This window comes from Nocardia sp. JMUB6875 (assembly GCF_041154655.1).
Lineage (GTDB): Bacteria > Actinomycetota > Actinomycetes > Mycobacteriales > Mycobacteriaceae > Nocardia.
Map to the genome: position 1 here is coordinate 1 of NZ_BAAFGR010000336.1, position 3,358 is coordinate 3,358.

5 protein-coding genes are annotated in these 3,358 nt (G+C 69.1%); 1 reads left to right on the forward strand and 4 read right to left on the reverse strand.

What is annotated here, in order from left to right; translation table 11 throughout:
- On the reverse strand, window positions 1-312 hold a 312-nt coding region (locus tag ACAM49_RS39375; protein ID WP_369640607.1), incomplete at its 3' end, for a TetR family transcriptional regulator.
- A gap of 97 nt (window positions 313-409) precedes the next feature.
- On the opposite strand from ACAM49_RS39375, the gene ACAM49_RS39380 reads away from it, so the two are divergent.
- Window positions 410-1,192 carry an SDR family NAD(P)-dependent oxidoreductase gene (locus tag ACAM49_RS39380; RefSeq protein ID WP_369640608.1) on the forward strand — a complete coding sequence of 261 codons (783 nt, stop codon included), beginning with the start codon at window positions 410-412 and terminating at the stop codon, window positions 1,190-1,192.
- Between the two features lie 83 nt (window positions 1,193-1,275).
- Here ACAM49_RS39380 and ACAM49_RS39385 read toward each other — a convergent pair whose 3' ends face one another.
- The 3 genes from ACAM49_RS39385 to pnuC form a co-directional block, all read right to left on the reverse strand.
- Complete coding sequence (locus ACAM49_RS39385) at window positions 1,276-1,767, reverse strand: helix-turn-helix domain-containing protein (protein ID WP_369640609.1); 492 nt, start codon at window positions 1,765-1,767, stop codon at window positions 1,276-1,278.
- A 129-nt stretch (window positions 1,768-1,896) separates the two neighbouring features.
- A complete protein-coding gene (locus ACAM49_RS39390) occupies window positions 1,897-2,580 on the reverse strand; it encodes a hypothetical protein (RefSeq protein ID WP_369640610.1) in 684 nt (227 codons plus the stop codon).
- Between the two features lie 89 nt (window positions 2,581-2,669).
- Window positions 2,670-3,358 (reverse strand): nicotinamide riboside transporter PnuC (pnuC, locus tag ACAM49_RS39395; protein WP_369640611.1); only part of this gene is annotated, 689 nt, incomplete at its 5' end.

Consider the following 3,358-nt stretch of genomic DNA (forward strand, 5'->3'; position numbering starts at 1 on the left):
GGGGGCCGGGGGGGAGGGGCGGGCGGGGGCCCCGGGGGGGGGGGGGCGGGGGGGGCAGGCGGCGAGTTCGTCTACCCAGGCCTGGGTGCCGATGGCGAGGAGGGGGGCGAGGACGTCTTCCTTGGCGGAGAAGTAGCGGTAGAAGGTGCGTAGGCCCATGCCTGCGGCGGCGGCTATGTCTTCGACTGTGGTTGCGGGGTAGCCGTTTTCGATGAAGAGGTGGGCGGCGGCCAGCGCTACTTCGCGGCGGGTGGCCGCGCGGCGGGCCTCGCTCAGGGCGGGGCGGCCGGCTCGGGTTCGGTCGCTGGGCATGCAGGCACTCTAGCGGGGGCGAAAAGTATTTATGGCGCGGAGTGCCATTTGCGGCATATCGTGTCAGTAAGTAGTTCCATTGATCAGGAAGAGATCCATGAACCGTCTCGAGCAGCGCCGCATCCTGGTAACCGGGGCCGGATCCGGCATCGGCCAAGCCACCGTGCTCCGACTCCTGTCCGAAGGCGCGGTCGTCGCGGGCGCCGATATCAATGCCGAGGGGCTGGCGTTGACGCGCAAGCAGGCCGCCGAGGCGGGGGCCGACGCACGGCTGACCACCGTCGAGATGAACATCGGGGTGGAAGCGGAGGTCGTCGCGGGCGTGCGCGAGGCGGTCGAGGCGCTCGGTGGGCTGGACGCGGTGGTGAACGCGGCGGGCATGCTGCGCGCGGCGCACACCCACGAGACCTCGCTGGAGCTGTGGAACCAGATCATCAACGTCAATCTGACGGGGACGTTCCTGGTGATCCGCGAGGCGCTGCCCGCGCTGCTGGAGAATCCGCGCAGCACGGTCGTGAATTTCAGCTCGACCTCGGCCAACTTCGCGCACCCCTATATGGCCGCGTATTCCGCGAGCAAGGGCGGCATTCAGACGCTGACCCATGTGCTGGCGCTGGAATACGGCAAGCGGGGACTGCGCGCGGTGAGCGTCGCGCCGGGCGGCATCAAGTCCGGCATCACCGATGCGACGCCGGGCTATCTGCCGCAGGATTCGGACTGGTCGCTGTTCGGCCGGTTGATCGCCGTACTGCCGCAGGACAATCCGGAGGAGTTGGCCGGACCGGAGAACGTGGCCGGTGTCATCGCCATGCTGGTGTCCGATGACGGCCGGTTCATCAGCGGCACCGAGATCCGCATCGACGGCGCGGCTCACACCTAAGACCCGGCGCACACCCGGACACGGCGAGGCCCCGATCGGCGATCCGATCGGGGCCTTCGCACTGCGGCTCGTTCCGCGTGCCGCTACTTCCCGGCGCCCACCAGGTCGGCGCCGCGCAGGATGGCGTCGGCGGTGCCCGACGGCCATTCCAGTGCCGCGTCGAGCTTGGCCAGCAGGTCCTCGGCGGGCTGTTCGATCAGCGACCGTTCGATCTGGCTGATCGCACCGGCGGACGGGCCGCCCTTCTTGGCCACATCGGCCTGCGTCCAACCGTTTTCGCGGCGGCGCGCCTTGACGCGGTCCGCGAGGGCCTTGATATCGGGCTGCCCGGCCGACGCCTTCGGCGCGGCCTTCTCCGCCTTGCCCGCCACTGCCTTGTCGGCCGCGGCCTTGCCTGCCTTGTCGGCCGCCTTCGGCGCCTCGGCCTTCGTCTTCGCCTTCGGCGCGTCCGCCTTCGCCTGCGCCGCAACCGGTTCCGACTGCGGCTTCGCGCCAGCCTCCGGCTGCTTCTTGCCGGAAGTGATCACGCCCTGGGTGATGAGCCGTGACCGCTTCCGCCTACCCATTTTCGCCATATACCGCTCCTCGATCCGCAATCCCAACCTTCGCTGAAGCACCGGCAAGGTTGCCACAAGTTGGCGGGAATCCCCCGCCACTCCCGCGCGTCGGCGCGCCACACGGCGAAAGCGCCTGGATACGGCGTCCTAGGCGTCGATTCGCGCGATCCACGGGACGAGGTGCTGGGTGATCCAGATGGCATGATCGGGCCGGGTGTTCAGGTAGGTGGGGAACGAGCCGAGCGCGGTGCGCAGGCGGCCGCCCAGGGCACGTACCGGGTAGCGACGGACCTCGCCCGCGAGAGGATCGATTCGCGCGACATTGCCGCGCACCGGCTCACCCAGCCACAACGCGCCGTCCGGGGCGCGGGTCAGGCCGCAGGGGAAGCTGCCGAAACCGAGGGCGAACGATTCGGCCACGGTCATATCGTCGGGATCGATACCGATGAGTTGGCCGTTGCCGAAGCGGCCCAGCGACAGTGTCGCCCACATCAGCCCGCCCGCCCAGCCGTGCGGCAGATCGATGCGCTCGATTCGCAGGTTCCCCGGATCGATGCGCCCCAGATAGCCGCCGAGCAGGGTCGAAAACCACACCGCCCCATCGGCTCCCACCGTCATGCCGGTCGGGCCGGGCAGCGGGCCGTCGCAGCGCAGCGTCGTCATCGCCAGGCTGTCGGTGTCGAGACGTGCAATGTGCCAGGGCGGCAGGCTGAACCACAGCGCGCCGTCGGCCCGGCGACGAAGCGTTCGGCGAATCGCGGCCCGCCCACGCGGATCTGCCGGACCGCCGAGGCGTCCATGGTTCGCACCCGGAGCGTGCTGCGCGACCACGACATTCCTCGACGGTAGGGCCGCGCCGGGCCACGCTCCATGATCCCGGTTGCCAGGGCATTGACGGTCGGCGACTAGCGGCTCGAGCGCTAAGCCACCGAATTCGATTCCAGGCCAGCCGAAGTCCGCCGGTCCCGGTACTCGCGCCGCCAGCGCAGGAAACCGACAGTGACCAGCACGAAGAAGATCCCGTACACCGCGCCGGAGGCGTACAGCCCCGACTTCAGCGCGAGTGGCACGCCGACCAGATCCACCAGCATCCAGATGATCCAGAAGTCGGTCAGCGCCCGGCTCTGCGCGAAGGTCGCGATCGCACTGCCCACGAAGACATAGGCATTGGCCCACGGCGACCACGCGATATGCAGCCATGGCAGATGCGCGAACGCCTCGGCCACCACCGCGGTGCCGATCGCCAGCACCGCCAGCAATATCAGCCGTTCCCGCCGCGTGGCGGGCCGCACCATCAGCGCCTGATGGTCCCGGGTCCCCCGACTCCACGCCAGCCAGCCGTATCCGGCCAATCCGATGAACAACAGCTGCTTGAGCGCATTGCCCGGCACGTGCGCATGAATGGACGCCGCCAGCAGCAGTACCGCTCCCGCCAGCTGGACGGGCCAGGTCCACATGGTTTTTCGCATGGCCAGCCACACCACCGCCAGCGACAGCACATTGCCGATGGCGTCGGTCCAGAGAATGTGCTCTCCGAGCAGGTCGAAAGCCGCGTTCACGGAACAACCGTGCCACAACCCGCCCGCCGCCCCGCAGCCCTGTCCCGTTC

Excerpts from the sequence above, each read along its gene's own strand:
- ACAM49_RS39380 (WP_369640608.1), top strand. The coding sequence starts at position 410 with ATGAACCGTCTCGAGCAGCGCCGCATCCTGGTAACCGGGGCCGGATCC.
- ACAM49_RS39385 (WP_369640609.1), bottom strand. The coding sequence starts at position 1,767 with ATGGCGAAAATGGGTAGGCGGAAGCGGTCACGGCTCATCACCCAGGGC.